Consider the following 16489-nt stretch of genomic DNA (forward strand, 5'->3'; position numbering starts at 1 on the left):
TAGCTGCGTTTTTTATTATTTAAACCGAGGTTAAAGATGGACATAATAAACTAGGTTGTATTTGTATTCTGTTTGGCTATTTTCGCTTTATAACCGACGAAAATGGCAATGTAGATTTAAAAAACTACCGTTTCACGAGCGGTATTGCACTGGTAATATTTGACGGTACTTACGATTTAATTACACGACTGCGCTCTAAAAACAGCGTATCTGCATTAGCCATTTATTTAGGGCTTTTTTTACTTTATATTGGCGTTGTGTTTTATAAATAACCCCTCAAATGACAGCAAAACAACTTTTTAGAATAATAATTACCGCTAGTTTACTATTCCCACCCCTATTTTTTATTGCTTGGGATGAAAATCTCGATCCCCCCTTTATTGCCAATACCGCTTATGATTTTTTAACACATAAGCTGCTTCCTGTTTTGTCAGTAATAATTAGTATTGCAGGGGGGATGTACGGATACAAAAAGTACAACGCATGCATAACATTTAAATCAAATTTTAAAGACTACTTAGAGGATGATGGGAAGCTTAGGGGCTGGCTTGGTATTTTGTTTATACCTGTTTTAGTGTACTTATGGCTGTGGGCTGCTTTTTGTATTTCAGTAAAGTTATGGACGTATTATTATAGCGACAATAGCTGGCAGCAAGAGTACCAGCTACTGGCTGTAGAGGCGTGTCCGAGTGATTACGAATACAGCTGCGCAAAACTGGTTGTGCTTGATTTACAAACTTACAGAAAGCGCTCTTTTAGGTGGTATTTAGATAAACCAGCATTAAAGCGGCTAAAAAATGAGAAAATAAACATCGTGGGCGTTAAAAGCCCACTCGGTAATGTTGTACATCAAATACAATGGTAAGTGCGCACGCTATTTTTTTAAACTTAATGTGCCAGATGAACGCGCTTTACCGTTTGCTGGCTTTTTGTTGTTTGCGCTTTTGCTATCGCCTTGCGTATTTTTACTAGCGCCCCCTTTACCTACATAGGTGGTTGAGCGCTTTTGAAAAGGGGTATTACTTCTTTGAGTGCGAGTGCCTCGCTCATTATTAAAGGCGCGTGGGTTTTCACCCTGAAAATCACGCTTTTTAGGCTCGCCTTTGTTATTGGCATTTTGCTTATTGGTATCAACCGAATGCTCTTGCGTTTTACCCGAATCGGCAATGGAGTCATTAATTTGCGCCATTTCTACGTCGGTTAAATGTCGCCACTGGCCTACTTTTAAGCCCTTTAACGTTACATTCATAATGCGGGTACGTTTAAGGGTCACAACTTCATAACCTAGGTATTCACACATACGACGAATTTGGCGGTTTAAACCCTGCGTAAGCACAATTTTGAATTCTTGCGGAGCTGTTTGTGTCACTTTACATTTTTTTGTAACGGTATCTAAAATAGGAATACCGTTGGCCATTTTGCTCACAAATTGGCGATTGAGTGGTTTATCAACTGTCACCACGTATTCTTTTTCGTGGTTATTACCCGCTCGCAAAATTTTATTAACGATATCGCCTTCGTTAGTTAAAAAAATCAATCCTTCTGAAGGTCTATCTAAACGGCCGATAGGAAATATACGGGTGGGATAATTAACGGCTTTGACAATATTACTTTGAATTTTACTCTCGGTGGTACAGGTAATACCCACTGGCTTATTATACGCAATGTACACGCGTTTTGGTTTTTCGCGCAGCGGTTTTCCATCTACTAAAACAGTATCGGTATCAGCCACTTTTACGCCCATTTCAGGCGTATTACCATTAACCGTTACACGACCTTGCTCAATATATTTATCGGCTTCACGGCGTGAACAAAAACCTGTTTCACTAATAAATTTATTTAAACGTTTTAATTCGGTCATGGCACTTAATGGTCCTAATTTTAAAGGCGACTAGTGTAAACCACACGCCATTATTTTTCGCCCCTAATTTAAACCTTTACGCATTAATTTTTGCAATTTTTGCTTGAGTTAACCTGCGCCAAACATATTCCAGTGGCCCTTGCTCATAATAGCGACAATATAAAGCAGTAAACAATAGCTGCACGCTAACTAGGCCAGTCGCGATTATCCAATAGTCTATTCGGTTAAAACTTAATACCCACTGCGGATACAACACTTTATAAAGCAACAGCTGCATAAGTGTTTGGCATATATATAAGGTAAAGGCTAAACGCCCAGCTTGCTGAATAAGCCGACCCACATGGGCACTGTTATTGCAAAATTTAACGATGAGATGAATATAAAATACAGCCATGAACAATGCGGCAAAGGTATTTATAAACTCTTGTAGGGCGAACCCTGCTCCCCCTGTGAACTTTGACGCATAAAGCCTCATGCCTGAAAAAATAAAGGCGCCAGCTATACAAACAATAAGGTGCGGCTTAGTTAAACCTTTACTAAAAACCTCATTTTTATATAAATATATGCCAATCAGCATTAGCCCTACGCACAGCCACATGATCATGATAGGAACAGCTACCAGCATTAATACATTCATACCTAGATTACTCAAAAAGTAATCGCTGTAATGCGGGCTATATAAATCGATATACTGTGCTGAATCACGATAAACGACCTCATCTGGCGCACTAAAGAGCACCAACCCCATGGCTACACAACCAATTAAAAGAAACTCTCCTGCCCTTTTTACAAGCAGTTGATTATTACTTTGCAAATATTTTAGAACAAACCAGCCAGATACACCGTACAAAAATAAAATGTCGCCAGCCCAAAGTAAAAAACCATGTACCAAACCAAAAATGATAAGCCAATGCAATCGCGCTTTTAAAGGTGCTATTGATTTAACTTTTTGCCATTGAATATAAAGCCCTGCCCCAAACAGTAAGCTAAACAGCGTTCTAAATCGGCCATCAACAAAAAAAGTACTCACAGCATGGATAAGGGTGTCACTAAAAGGCGGGGTAGATAAAGGAATATAGCTATAATCCATTAAGCCAAACGCATAGCCATTCATATACACTAAGCAAAGCACGGCAATGCCGCGAATAAAATCCATATTATAATTTCGCATAATGAGCGGTTACTGTCCTTTAACTATTATTTTTATAATTACCTGCCCAATCTACGGCTTGATTATATAACCCTGGCAGCACATCACTTTTAACATTTAGTAATATAACGGCTTTTTCTAATGTCCACCAGCTACCTGTTTCGTACGCTTGTACTACATTTAAAATATAATATAGGGTGTTTTTTTCGTTTAATAATGCCGCTTTAATATCATCAGGAAAAGGTAACTTTTCGACTAATAAACTCATAGGTTGATCGAGTATGGCATCTAGTAACGAAAACAAGCCGGTTAAAAACGCCTCACCCGCCAACGATTTAGACACCTGCTTTGCTATTAGCTCACAAAAGCGTGCTCTAACTACACACACTTGCATTAGTTCTGCTGGCTTTTTACCCGCGGTGTGCGCGGTAACAATTAAACTAACAAACTTTTTTAAACGCTCATGCCCTAAATACACTAACGCCTGTTTAATAGATGATATTTTACTCTGAATAGGAAAAACACCGCTGTTAATTAGCCGCATAAGCTTATAAGCCAAGGCCGCATCGGCTTCAAATAACGCACTAATTTGCTTTATATCTGGGCTTGGTTTCATTACTTGCGCGTAAATAGCCACAACTAACGCATAGTTATAATCAATGTCTTGCTGTTCGTGCATTGTGGGCTTGGCAAAAAAGTAGCCTTGAAAGTAATCAAACCCCATTTTATGTGCTTGGTGATAATCGGCTTGGGTTTCTATTTTTTCTGCTAATATTTTTATTTTTTTATGCTGTTTTAGTTTTTCTACAATCTCGGCAATATCTGATAAAGGCGTTTGCGCAATATCAAACTTTACTAGCTTAATAAACTTTAAAAATCGCTCCCATTGCTCGTTATAAACAAAGTCATCTAATGCGAGTTTATAGTTTTTATGAAAAAGCTCTCTGCAAAGCTGATAGTTATCGTCGGTGGGTTCAATGGTTTCTAGCAGTTCAATGACCACATCTTTACAGGGTAAAAAGTCACATAAATTGTGCTTTAAAGAGTCTGGGCCTATATTTATCAGTGCCGTTTTACCTGAGGTGATGTGGCGTGTGCCTAAATTAAGCTGGTTTTCCATTATTAGGCGAGCAGTTGCTTGACCTTCTTCTATATCGGGAAAAAAGTTTTCAGCACTATTACGAAATAAAAGCTCGTAAGCAACTACATTTTGCTTACGATTGAATATTGCTTGCCTTGCAACAAATACAGACACATTACCTACTTCTTATTTTTATACTCAAACTAAGTAATTAATAGCGTAAATAGGTATAAATGTCACTTCTACTGCGTTTAATTTTAATGATTTAGCAATACATGCTTGAAATATAATCAGCAGCGACCGTTTCCCACGAAAAACGTGCTCCTTTAGCATTAGCTGTAATGTTACTCCATTGCTTAGGATTTTGCTGTTTTAGCGTAAGGGTTTCAGTTAAGCATGTCATTAACCCATCAACTTGTTCATTCAACGAGCCGCCAGAAAATGCAAAGCCATTGTTGTTGTGACTTACGGTGTCTTTTAAACCGCCAACACTGTGTACTAAACAAGGTTGCCCTGCGCGCATAGCAAGCATTTGACTGATTCCGCAAGGTTCAAACGAGCTTGGCATTAAAAATAAATCCCCAAGCTCATATAGGCTATCGCCAATACCTTGCCCATAACCTTTTAAAAACAATAAGTTTGCATTGCGTGCCATGGCCTTGGTGAAAATGCTTTCAAGGGCTTTGTCACCAGAGCCTAAAATAATAAGACGACCGTTAAAACGCTTAATTATTTCACACACGTTATCAAGCGCTAATGCATTACCGTATTGTTGGCAAAGTAATAACACCTTTTGCTCGGTCAGCCTGCCAACACTTGTTACAAGGGGCCCATCTATTGGCGTGTTTTTAAACTGCAGCATGCGCTGATGCGCCACATAGTAGCTCGTTTCAAGCTGCTCATGTTTTGCCATCCAGTTAAATAAAGTATGTTCAATACGCTCATACAAGAGCGATAAAGTAACCTGCTCAGGGTTTTGCTCAGGGTATTCACAGCCATTTAATATTCCCACCACCTTGCCTTGAGCCGATTGATTTTGTAAATCAAGCTCTAAGCCTTCTCCACCAAAAAAACCTTGCTGATAATTACTCGGCTTTAGTACCTCGGTACTGTAAGTAGGTGAGACTAAATGAACTTTATCTGCCAAATTTATAGCACTGCGCATAGGGTTAAAACAGTGTGGGTAACGAGGATCGCACAAATGTTGCCCGTTATAACCTAACGACGGAAACCAAGCCTCTAAACTCGAGTCGTCGTGCTTAAAAGGCCTGATCCCTTGCAGTGCTAAATTATGAACTGTATAGGCAATATGTAAATTAGCGAGGGTATCGTAGCGTTTATCAAATTTTAATAATACGGCGACACACGCGCTATGCCAATCGTGTAAATGCAGTGCTTGAGGGCGCGTTATTAAACCCTGTAGCAGCGCTTCACATAGAGCGACACTAAATAATGCATATTTTGTTGCATCAGTAGCAAAAGGTCGCCCGGGTTCGTCATTGCAATACACCGAACCCGATTGGCTAAACAGTGGGTGCGAAATAACAAATTGATTAATGTGTGTGTTGTCATCACTTATTTTAAATAAAGATAATACCTGTGGCTGCGCTCTAAATATAACAGTGACATCACCTATATATTCACGTTGCAGTTGCTCAAACCCATAATCTGGGATAACAACATCTACGCTCACGCCTTGTGCTGCCAGTGCTTTTGGGGCATCTCTGACTACATCTGCTACCCCGCCCACTTTAGCGTTTGGTAGAGCATCGTTTTCTGCGGCAACCATTAATACATGCATTTATTTACTACTTCCTTAACCTTTGTTATTCGCATCCGATTTTAAGCGAACTTTTTATTTTCGTGTGCTTGACGTTCAAGCTTTTTAGCAAGTTCCGTGAGCATATCACGGGTGACTAATACGATGCCTTTTTTAGATACCCTAAAGCCGTTTTCTTCATCGGCTTTTCTATCGTAGCCAATTTCAAGCCCTGCGGGTATTTCACAGCTTCGATCAATTATGGCTCGCTTAATTTTACAATGACGATTAATGAGAGCCCCGGGTAAAATAACCGATTGCTCTATTTCGCAAAATGAACGCACGTGCACGTTTGAAAACAGCAGTGATTTTCTAACTACTGAGCCCGATACAATACACCCTCCCGATACCGTTGAGTCTACCGCCATACCGCGCCTATCTTCATCATCAAAAATAAACTTAGCCGGTGGCAACTGCTCTTGGTAGGTCCAAATAGGCCAGGTTGGATCGTATAAATCTAGCTGTGGCTCGGGCATTACCAATTCCATATTGGCTTCCCAAAACGAGTCTAACGTTCCTACATCACGCCAATAAGGTTGCCCTTCTTGCATGGGATCTCTAAACGGAAACGCATACACACTGTGCTCTTCTATAATTGCCGGAATAATATCGTGTCCAAAGTCGCGGCCAGAACCTTCATTTTCAGCATCTTTTTTTAGCTGCTCAAATAAAAACTCAGTATTAAACACATAGTTGCCCATAGAGGCTAAGCAGGTACCTGGCTTACCAGGGACAGAGCTGGGGATCGAAGGCTTTTCATCAAAGCGACATACCCGATTTTTTTCATCAACGGTCATTACCCCAAAGGTATCTGCAGCCTCTTCAACAGGTACTTCAAGGCAACATACTGTCATGTCGGCGCCTTTTTGCACATGCTCAGCTAATAGAGCGCCGTAATCCATTCGATAAACATGATCGCCTGACAAAATCATCACATATTTTGGCAGTTCGTGGCGAATAATATCCATGTTTTGAAAAACCGCATCGGCAGTCCCACAATACCACTCATCGCCATTACGCTGAGATGCGGGTAAAATTTCAACCGACTCCCCCAGCTCCTTTTTAAAATGGCCCCAGGCGCGATTAACATGACGAATCAAAGAGTGCGATTTGTACTGTGTGGCTATGCCTACACGCCTCACACCCGAATTGATACAATTTGATAATGGAAAATCGATAATACGGTGCTTACCGCCAAAATAAACAGCGGGCTTTGCGCGCCAATCTGTCAATTCGTGTAAGCGTGAGCCGCGTCCACCAGCCAGTATTAACGCGTACGTATCTCGGGTTAAGCTACTTATGTAACGATTTGCATAACTAGGCATAATACTCTCTCCGTTTAGTCTGTGCTCTTAGTGGCATGGCTCGTAGTTGCGTGTAAGTCTGTTTCACTAATAGTTAGGGGGGTTAGGTGCCAAATATCTTCACTGTATTGGCTTATGGTTCTATCGCTTGAAAATATGCCACTTGCGGCCGTATTTAAAATACTCATTCGCGTCCAATGCGTTTGGTCTTGATACGCAGCCTCTACCTGCTTTTGCGCTGCCACATAGCTTTCAAAGTCATGTGCAACCAACCACGGATCGTGAGGGCTTTTAATAGCATTAATAATGTCGTCAAATAAATTAGGCTCAAACAGGTTAAATTGCCCGCTTTCGAGTAACTGCATTACATGGCTTAGGTCGCTGTTTTGCTCTATTAAATGTGAAGGGTTATATCGCGATTTAATATCATCAATTTGATGAGCCTGCGCACCAAACAAAAAGAAGTTATCAGCGCCAACAGCGTCTCTAATTTCAATATTCGCCCCATCTAACGTACCAATAGTAAGCGCACCATTCATCATAAACTTCATGTTACCAGTGCCTGATGCTTCTTTACCTGCGGTCGATACTTGCTCTGATAAATCGGTTGCAGGGCAAATAGTTTCCATTGCGGTTACATTATAATTTGGCAAAAACGCAACTCGTAAATAAGGCGCTGCAAGTGGGTCTTTATTAATAACCTCAGCTACGTTATTAATTAGCTTAATTATTTTTTTAGCCATGTAATAACCAGGGGCGGCTTTACCCCCTAAAAGTACACAACGTGGTACCAAGTTTGTGGTATCGCCTCGGCGTATACGGTCGTATAAATGAATAACATGAAGTACATTTAATAACTGGCGTTTGTATTCGTGAATACGTTTAACTTGTACGTCAAACATCATCTCTACATCAAAATCAACACCACAGCGCTCTTTCACTAAATCGACGAGACGTTGTTTGTTTTCGCGTTTAACATTTTGCCATTGCTGATGAAACGCGGTGTCGTCGAAGTAGCGGCGTAATTGGCTTATATCTGCAAAATCGCTAACCCATTTTGAGCCAATTTTTTCTGTAATTAAATGACTCAAGGCCGGGTTGCAGTGTGCTAACCAACGCCTTGGCGTAACCCCGTTGGTTTTATTATTAAACTTGTTAGGCCAAAGCTCGTAAAAGGTTTTAAATAGCCCTTCTTTTAAAAGTTGGGTATGTAGTGCGGCCACACCATTTACCGAATAGCTACCCACAATCGCTAAATAAGCCATGCGTATTTGCGGCACGTCGCCTTCTTCAATTAACGAAAGCGCGCGCTGTTTACTTGCATCGCCTGGCCAATGCTGTGCCACTTGAGCTAAAAAGCGGGCGTTTATTTCATAAATAATTTCTAAAATTCGCGGCAATAGTTTTGCAAAAAGCGGCACCGACCATTTTTCTAAAGCCTCTGGCAATAGCGTGTGGTTAGTGTAAGCCATTGTGCTGGTTGTAATTTCCCATGCGTTATCCCAATCAAGCTCGTAGTCATCAACCAAAATGCGCATTAACTCTGCCACGGCAATACTTGGGTGCGTATCGTTTAATTGAAATACATGATGGGCTGCAAAGTCACTAAAGTCTTCGCCGTACTGTTCAACCCATTGCGATACGATATCTTGAATACTCGCTGATGATAAAAAGTACTGTTGGCGTAATCTAAGCTCTTTACCATTTTCACTGCTGTCATTTGGGTAAAGCACCATTGTGATTTGTTCTGCTAGGTTTTTTTGCGCTACCGCTTCTGAATAACTCCCCGCATTAAACTCGGTTAAGTTAAATTCATCGGTCGCTTCTGATTTCCATAACCTTAGCGTATTAACAATGTCGTTTTTATAACCAGGAATAGGCACATCATATGGCACAGCTAATACGTCGTGACAACCAACCCATTGACGGTGTTCGCGCCCATGTTTGTCGGTATAACTTTGTACGTGCCCAAAAAACTTCACTCGTTGTGATTGCTCAGGCGCGGCAAGCTCCCACGGGTGCCCCTCACGAAGCCAGTTATCGGGTTGCTCAACTTGGTGGCCATTTTTTAATGATTGGTTAAACATACCGTATTCGTAGCGAATACCGTAACCAACCACGGGAAGCGCAAGGCTTGCACAACTATCTAAAAAGCAGGCAGCTAAACGCCCAAGGCCACCATTACCTAGCCCTGCATCGTGCTCTGCCTGGGCTACGGTTTCAATTGTGGTGCAATATTCTTGCAGTGCACTGGAGACTTGTTCGTCTAAGTCGAGGTTTAAAATAGCATTACCAAGTGCTCTACCCATTAAAAATTCTAGCGATAGGTAAGCTGTTTTACGGCGTTTTTCTTGCTTGATTTGTTGTTTGGTTTCTCTGCAACGTGCAACAAGCCGATCTCTGATTGTCAGCGCAAGCGCATGATATAAATACAGTTGCGACTCACCCACTTTGTCACGCCCTAAACTGTAATAAAAGTGCCGAGTTAAATCATCTTTTAAAGTGCTTTCATCAATTACAGGGCCTTCTTGCCACCCTTTTACCACACACACATTTTCGTCTTGCTTAGACATGACCATCGTCCTCTAAATTTGCACTAAAAACCCAGCTGCTTTGTGCTGAAATTTCGACTATTGCATCCTCTTTACTACTCACCGATGCGTTATGTACACTTGATAAAACCATGTCCCATTGCGCCGCGATAGGCGATGGGGGTAACTTACAAAAAACTGTTTTTTTACTCGCATTTAAAATGATTAATAAGGCGTATTTATTTTGCTTATCTAACAAGCTATACATTAAAAACTGGCGCTGTGGCTCGTGCCAATGCTCGTTGGTCATTTTTACGCCTTGCTCGGTAAACCATTTAACCGTAAAGCGCTCGTCAATATCTTCTGAAAACACACTGTGTTTAAACGCACTGTGACCACGTCTTATTTTTAGTGCATCGTCAATAAATCGGATTAGTGAATGATTTAGTTGTGAGTCTTTCCATGCCAACCAACTGGTGCGGTTATTTTGACAATACGCATTATTATTGCCCCCTTGAGAGTGTCCCATCTCACTGCCTGAGGCAATCATAGGCACCCCTTTTGAGAGTATTAGCGTAAGTAAAAAGTTCTTTTGTTGCTGCAGCCTCAGGGCAATAATTTTGGCATCATTAGTAAATCCTTCAACACCACAATTGGTGGAATGATTAGCGCTGTGGCCATCGCGATTTTGCTCGCCATTCGCTTCGTTATGTTTGTGCTCATAACTCACTAAATCGGCAAGCGTAAAACCATCATGGCTGGTAATAAAATTAATACTGTTTAGCGGCCCGCGCTGGCTGTGCTCAAAAATATCAAATGAGCCATGAATACGCTTTGCTACATTTGCAATAACGCCTTCTTCGCTTTGCCAAAATCGGCGTATTACATCTCGGTATTGGTCATTCCACTCTCGCCAAGGTGCAGCAAAAGCCCCCAGTTGATAGCCACCAGGTCCTATATCCCAGGGCTCACTAATAAGCTTTACACGGCTCAATACAGGGTCTTGCTCAATGGCTTGAAAAAACGCATGGGCGCTATTAAAACCATGGGCATTTCGGCCTAAAATGGTGGCTAAATCAAACCTAAATCCGTCTACTCCCATTACTTGCACCCAATAACGTAAGCTATCAAGTACCAGCTTTAAGGTTTTAGGATGATCAATATTAATGGTGTTACCGCAGCCAGTATCGTTTATATACACCTGAGGCTTATCAGCCACCGTTCGGTAATAAGCTAGGTTATCTAGCCCTCTGAGCGATAAAATCGGCCCATCGGCGCCCGCTTCTGCGGTGTGGTTATAAACCACATCTAAAATAACCTCTATATCCGCTTTATGAAGCTCGCTAACCATGCGCTTAAATTCGTTAATGTCATCATCAACTAAATAATCTTTATGCGGGGTAAAAAAGTTGAGCGTGTTGTAGCCCCAATAATTTTGCAGCCCCTTTGCCGTTAAAAACTGCTCACTTATAAAAGCATGCACAGGGAGCAGCTCTAGTGCGGTAACCCCTAAATTATGTAAATGCTCAATAAAGCTAGGGTGGCTTAAACCTAAAAACTTGCCTTGTAAATTTTTAGGAATATTAGGGTGTCGGCACGTGGCGCCTTTTACATGGCACTCATAAATAACGGTATTAGACCAGCTATGGTTTGGCTTTTTATGTTTATAAGGCTGGCTATTAATAACCCGTGATTTAGGTATATCAATGGCATTATTAACCGTGCTTTTCGTGCCAATAGGCATTTGCCCATAGTGGCGCTCACTCCATGTAAATTCGCCAAATAAGTCTTTTGCATAAGGGTCAATCAGCAATTTGTGCTCGTTAAACAGCAGACCTTTTTCAGGACTGTACTCTCCTTCTACGCGATACCCATATAATGCGCCTTCGGCTAAGGGCGCGACATGGGCTGTCCATATACCGCCTTCGTTGATATGCATGGTTACTTTTAATATTTCAGAGTGCCCACTTTTATCAAATAAGCACACATAAGCTTGTGTTGCTTTAGGTGCGTACAAGCTAAAGTTAACGCCGCCACTGCTAATAGATGCGCCAAGTGGCTGTGGTTGCCCATGTGAAACCTCAAATCGATTACTCATCTTCAACCTTTTGTAAATAAATAGTCGTTAACCCGCCCATTGCAATTTTAATGCTATGCGAAAAGCCATGGGCGCTTGCCTTAACGCTACTAACCGTGGCGTTTTTGTTTGCTGTTACTTTAATACCTGAGCCAAAAAAAGCGTCATCATCGGTGTTTAAAATAACCTTATATTTACCCGCTGCGGGTACCCCAATTTCATACTCTTGATAAGAAACAGGTGTAAAGTTTGCTACTACTACAATAAAGTCGTGGGTATTTTTAGCATAACGTACAAAACTAAATATACTTTGCTCGTTATTGTTGTTATCAATCCATTCAAAACCCGCAGGGCTTGAGTCGAGTTCATACAGTGCAGGCGACTTTTGATAAACAGTATTAAGCGCTTGTACAGTGTTTTGTATACCACGGTGGCTTTTATGCTCTAGCAAATGCCAATCAATAGAATGATTGTGATCCCACTCTTTTCGCTGTGCTATTTCGCCGCCCATAAACAACAGTTTTTTACCGGGGTGCGCCCACATAAAAGCGTAATACGCACGTAAATTGGCAAATTTTTGCCAATCATCACCGGGCATTTTTTCAATTAGCGAACCTTTTCCATGTACAACTTCGTCATGACTTAGCGGTAAAATGTAATTTTCGCTAAATGCGTACACCATAGAAAACGTCATTTCGTGATGATGATGCTGCCTATAAAGCGGGTCATGTTGCATGTAATGAAGGCTATCGTTCATCCACCCCATATTCCATTTGTAGCCAAAACCTAAGCCATTGTGATCAACACTTTGAGTGACTCCCGGCCACGCGGTCGACTCTTCAGCCACCATCATAATGCCCTGATTATTTTTATAACTACGCAAATTCACCTGCTTTAAGCACTCAATAGCGCCTAGGTTTTCTCGCCCACCATAACAATTGGCAATCCATTCACCTTCTTTGCGGCTGTAATCTAAATAAAGCATTGAAGCCACCGCATCTACGCGCAGTCCATCAAGGCTAAATTGCTCTAGCCAATACATCGCATTAGAGATTAAAAAGCTTTTAACCTCTGGGCGGTCGTAATTATAAATATAGGTATTCCAATCAGGATGAAAGCCCTGTCGAATATCGGCATGTTCAAATAAATGCGTGCCGTCAAAGTGGTGTAAACCATGCGGATCACTAGGAAAATGCCCAGGCACCCAATCAAGTAGCACGCCTAAGTTTGCTTTGTGGCACTGCTGAACAAAGTATTTAAAACTGCTGTAATCACCAAAGCGACTAGTTGGTGCAAATAAACCCACCGGCTGGTAACCCCAAGAGCCATCAAACGGATATTCACTTATTGGCATTAATTGAATATGCGTAAAGCCCATTTCAAGCGTGTAATTAACCAGTTTGTCGGCAAGTTCGCTATAGCTTAAATAGCGGTTTTCTTCAGCCCTTTGCCATGACCCTAAGTGCACTTCGTAAATACTTATGGGCGCGTCTATATGGTTACGCTTTTGACGATTTTTAAGCTCGCTATCACTGAGCGAAATAGCCGTTACTTGCTGTTGTAATACACTGGCGGTACCTGGAGCTTGCTGCATTTTAAAGGCAAACGGATCTGCTTTTTCAAGCACATCGCCTTGCTGTGTCACAATAGAAAATTTATAACAGGTATCGGGCTGAAGCCCTGCGATAAAAAGCTCCCATACACCACACGCAGGATGAAAGCGCATATAATGACGATTAGCTTGCCAAAGGTTAAATTCGCCAATAACAGATACACTGGCTGCATTTGGCGCCCACACACAAAAACGCACTCCATCAACCCCTTGTTGATTAATAAAGTGTGCGCCTAAATGTTTATATGCATGCTCTAAACTGCCTTCGTTAAATAAATACATTGCATCCGTATCTAGGCTGCTTGCAAAGCTATATTCATCGTAAAAACATAATGCTGAGTTTGCATATTCAACGTTACACTTATAAGGCTGCGTTGGCATTTCGTTGCTTGTTGCAATAAATAAATCGCTACTGTTATAACGCTTAGCAATAACTTTTTTATCATTAATAATAATATTTACATTTTTAGCCGCGGGTAAATACACGCGTATTTCATAGCCATTTTTATAAGCATGTGCCCCTAAAAAACTAAAAGGGTCTTTAAATCTGCCGCCTTGAAGTGCAGTTACCTGTGCGTCGTAATGGGTCTGTAATGAATCCTTTGGTGCGGTACTACTCATATCCTTTCCTTATTGAATTAACTGCAGCCAAGGTACTGGCATTATTTTTAAAAATAGCGTTGCTTGAATGAGTTAAAACACGGCGCCAATTTGGGTATTCGGTATTAGTACCGGGTATATTCACCGGATACGTTTGTTTATCTAAATCATCAAGCTGAAGTGCAAATAAACGGGTCTCACTGTGTGCAAGTGCTTTGGCAAGTTCACCGTAAACGCACATAGCATCGCTAGTTTCGCTAAGTTGCTCTGCGCTATGTAACTGTATAAAACGCAGTAATCGTTGTTTTTCTTGTTGTCTTTCGTGCAATTGCTGTTGGTACTGCTGATCATCAATAAGCTGATACTGACGTTTAATATCTAAATCATCTGTTTGCCACCATCCGCAAAATGGCGGTACGTCATGATTCGCTATCATAATTAAACAATGCTTAGGTAATTGTTGTAACGGCAAAAACTCGCCATCATGTTGTTTTTCAAAATAAAATAAGCTATTTGAATAAATACCACTTACTGCAAGTGCGTGTTTTACCTCGGGCGGGACTATGCCTAAGTCTTCACCTATTACTATGCACTGATTAAGGTGAGACTCTATTTTTAAAATAGCCAATAAGTGCTCAAAAGGGTAATAAACATAACAGCCATCTTGTGTATGGTTACTTTCAAAGCACCACCATAAGCGCCTTAGTGCCATAACGTGATCAATGCGCAAACCGCCAACGCCTTGCATGTTTGCGCTAATAAGTGAGCGATAAAAGGCAAAGTGATCATTTTTTAATTGTTGCGGGTTAAGTGCAGGCAGCCCCCAATTTTGCCCCGCTTGTGCCCAAGGGTCTGGCGGCGCGCCAACATTGGCATTATCACTAAAAAGTGATTGCTGAGATTGATACTCAACGCCATCACCTGCACAGCCAACAGCAAGGTCATTAATTAAACCTATTGCCATGCCTTTATTTAAACAGTGCTGCTGACAATGGCTTAATTGTAATTTAGCCTGCCATTGTAAGTAGTAATCAAAGGTAGGATTGGCTGAATTCAGCGTAGTTAGGGTCTGGGCGTTTTGTTTGCAAAACTGTGCAAACTCATCGCGTCGTAAAGCACTGGCATGTGCTTCAAAATGACTAAATAGCGCTTTAAATAATGTATATTTAACTGCGCTTACTTTTTCATAATTTATAAACTGTTCATTGCTGTTAAAAAGCGCTTTTACCTCATCACTGTGTAACAAAGCATCTAATTGTGGATTGTTTTTAGCATCAGCTGATAGTTCAACACAAATGTACAAAGGATTTAATAACGCACGGCTATTAGGGCTATAGGGGCTGGCTCGCTCACTTTGCTGTGCAAACAGCAAATGTAACGGGTTGAGTAATATGTAGTCCATGTGCTGCTGTGCACATAAGTCACATAGCTCTAGTAAATCATTAAAATCCCCTACACCTAGGCCTGCTTTGTTTTTAACTGTGTACAACTGCAGCGAAAGCCCAGTGCGCTTAGTATCATCTACTTGAAAAACTTTTTCTGGGGTGGCCCACAATTGAATCTCTTTGCTTTGCTCCCCTACACTAACCAGCGCCTGATGATAACCTACCGGAATAGCCCCTAAAGGCACTGCTACTTCAATATAACGCACGCCATGTACATAGTAATCGCCCGTAATAGCCAAATTATGTAAGTTAGCACGCTCATAGGTTACGTTTAACTTTGGCAACGTTATCGCAACAGGTAAATCACGTTGACGCTCATCTATGCGAATATAAAAAAGGTTGTCAGTTAAATTCACTAAGCTGGTATCAGGTGCTAACTCTAACCAAGGCGCAACATCTAATTGATAATTAAGCTGTGCTATTTGGTGTTCATCTTCGGTATTTACACCACAACATTGTAAGGCACGTTTGCGCGTGTCTTCGCTAAATATAACCTGCTCGCCCGTGTATTTAGTAAACTCATAACCGATACCGTGCAGATAAAACAACTGCGAAAGTGCGTCCATTTACTCGCCTTAATTTATGCGTTGAGTGTTCACTATGCTATTTTCTGTGCCAAATGTATTAGGTAGGTAGTCATCTGCTTGGTGGTCGTTATCCCAAATATCACCATTAATTAAGTAACGAAAATGAAACTGCTGATCAACTGGCAAGCGTTGCTTACATTTAAATACCCCTTCTTTTTTATTAAGCTTCATAGGCACCGGCTGCCAATCGGTAAATTCGCCAAGTAAACTTACTTGCTCTGCATCAGGGTGGGTAAACTCAAAGGTAACTTCAGCTTCATTTTTTGTTTTGAAAAAACGTTTATTCAACATAGTAGGCTCCAACTAAACCAAAATGGGTACTTAATCTTTGCCACAGGGCCGATACAACACTTTAAAGGGCGATGTGGTGCATTTAAACATCATTAAACGCGGGTAATTTAAACAAATTTTTATTTACGCAT

The 16489-nt window shown here is 41.1% G+C and carries 11 protein-coding genes; 1 reads left to right on the top strand and 10 read right to left on the bottom strand.

The window, feature by feature from the left end; translation table 11 throughout:
• Window positions 1–280 precede the first annotated feature (280 nt).
• Entirely contained in the window at window positions 281–865 is a 585-nt protein-coding gene (locus NQT65_RS09865; protein ID WP_256851082.1) for a hypothetical protein, read from the top strand.
• 9 nt (window positions 866–874) lie between these two features.
• Here the strand turns inward: NQT65_RS09865 and rluF are convergent, their stop codons facing one another.
• From rluF to NQT65_RS09915, 10 genes are all read right to left on the bottom strand, one after another.
• Window positions 875–1861 (bottom strand): 23S rRNA pseudouridine(2604) synthase RluF, encoded by a 987-nt coding sequence (gene rluF, locus NQT65_RS09870; RefSeq protein ID WP_029774482.1) that lies wholly within the window; start codon window positions 1859–1861, stop codon window positions 875–877.
• 76 nt (window positions 1862–1937) lie between these two features.
• Window positions 1938–3017: a DUF418 domain-containing protein gene (locus NQT65_RS09875; protein ID WP_256851111.1), complete on the bottom strand. Its 1080-nt coding sequence runs from the start codon at window positions 3015–3017 to the stop codon at window positions 1938–1940.
• Window positions 3018–3051: 34 nt separating this feature from the next.
• On the bottom strand, window positions 3052–4266 hold the full coding sequence (locus NQT65_RS09880) for an EAL and HDOD domain-containing protein (protein ID WP_138684795.1): 1215 nt from the start codon (window positions 4264–4266) through the stop codon (window positions 3052–3054).
• A 91-nt stretch (window positions 4267–4357) separates the two neighbouring features.
• A complete protein-coding gene (locus tag NQT65_RS09885; RefSeq protein ID WP_256851083.1) occupies window positions 4358–5893 on the bottom strand; it encodes a glycogen synthase in 1536 nt (511 codons plus the stop codon).
• Window positions 5894–5934: 41 nt separating this feature from the next.
• Window positions 5935–7236, bottom strand: coding sequence for a glucose-1-phosphate adenylyltransferase (glgC, locus tag NQT65_RS09890; protein ID WP_004586432.1), 1302 nt, complete (start codon window positions 7234–7236; stop codon window positions 5935–5937).
• Window positions 7237–7250: 14 nt separating this feature from the next.
• Complete coding sequence (locus tag NQT65_RS09895; RefSeq protein WP_138684793.1) at window positions 7251–9788, bottom strand: glycogen/starch/alpha-glucan phosphorylase; 2538 nt, start codon at window positions 9786–9788, stop codon at window positions 7251–7253.
• The gene (glgX, locus tag NQT65_RS09900; protein ID WP_256851084.1) at window positions 9781–11844 is read right to left on the bottom strand and encodes a glycogen debranching protein GlgX; all 2064 of its coding nucleotides are present in this window, start codon (window positions 11842–11844) and stop codon (window positions 9781–9783) included. The genes NQT65_RS09895 and glgX overlap by 8 nt, the downstream gene beginning before the upstream one ends.
• The gene (gene glgB / locus NQT65_RS09905) at window positions 11837–14056 is read right to left on the bottom strand and encodes a 1,4-alpha-glucan branching protein GlgB (protein ID WP_256851085.1); all 2220 of its coding nucleotides are present in this window, start codon (window positions 14054–14056) and stop codon (window positions 11837–11839) included. The genes glgX and glgB overlap by 8 nt, the downstream gene beginning before the upstream one ends.
• Window positions 14049–16046: a 4-alpha-glucanotransferase gene (malQ, locus tag NQT65_RS09910; protein WP_256846274.1), complete on the bottom strand. Its 1998-nt coding sequence runs from the start codon at window positions 16044–16046 to the stop codon at window positions 14049–14051. Before malQ ends, glgB begins: the two co-directional genes overlap by 8 nt.
• Window positions 16047–16055: 9 nt before the next feature.
• Window positions 16056–16358, bottom strand: coding sequence for an isoamylase early set domain-containing protein (locus NQT65_RS09915; protein WP_004586437.1), 303 nt, complete (start codon window positions 16356–16358; stop codon window positions 16056–16058).
• Between the last annotated feature and the right edge of the window lie 131 nt (window positions 16359–16489).

The sequence above is a fragment of the Pseudoalteromonas agarivorans genome (assembly GCF_024518735.1).
GTDB classification, from domain to species: Bacteria; Pseudomonadota; Gammaproteobacteria; order Enterobacterales; family Alteromonadaceae; genus Pseudoalteromonas; species Pseudoalteromonas atlantica.